The following is a 695-nucleotide window of genomic DNA, read 5'->3' as shown; positions in this document are numbered from 1 at the left end:
GAATGACGCCTATAGAAGCAAGGAGATTTGCCCGTTTCGGCCAGATGGTGTTGCGTAGAATGGAATCGCTGCCCAAACCGATCATCGCGGCAGTCAATGGCTTCTGTCTGGGGGGCGGATGTGAATTGATGATGGCCTGCGATTTCAGCGTTGCCTCGGATATCGCGAAGTTCGGACAACCGGAGGTGGGCTTGGGAGTGACCGCGGGGTTCGGAGGGACGCAGCGGCTGCCGCGACTGATCGGCATGAACAAGGCGAGGGAACTCCTCTACACGGGTGATATCATCGGGGCGGAAGAAGCCGCTCGAATTGGATTGGTTAACAAGGTTGTGCCCGTTTCAGAACTGATCGGCGTTGCAAGAGATATTGCCATGCGGATCATCGCCAAAGGACAGATGGCGGTTAGACTCAGTAAATCGGCCCTCAATGAAGGAATGCAGACCGACATTGACCGGGCTATGATCATCGAATCAGATATTTTCGGACTCTGCTTCAGCACTAAAGATCAGAAGGAAGGCATGATGGCCTTCCTGGAAAAAAGGAACCCAGATTTCGGGGAGAAATAGCAGTCCGGACAAATAGTGCCGAATCAAACGGAGCTTGAGGAGGGATTTCAGTGGATAGGATTTTGCCTTTCAACGAAGAGCACAAGATGTTCAGGGAAGCCTTTGCGAAGTTCGTATCAGCGGAGATGG

General features: G+C 52.7%; 1 protein-coding gene. It reads left to right on the top strand.

Annotation, left to right across the window (positions count from 1 at the left end):
• A partial coding sequence (locus B3W37_RS11890) for an enoyl-CoA hydratase-related protein (protein WP_483175910.1) occupies positions 1-566 on the top strand: 566 nt, incomplete at its 5' end.
• Positions 567-695: the final 129 nt, after the last annotated feature.

It is taken from the genome of Syntrophomonas sp. UBA5494 (assembly GCF_002426325.1).
Note: the sequence above shows the minus strand (reverse complement) of the source record. Positions and strands in the feature narration are given on the sequence as shown.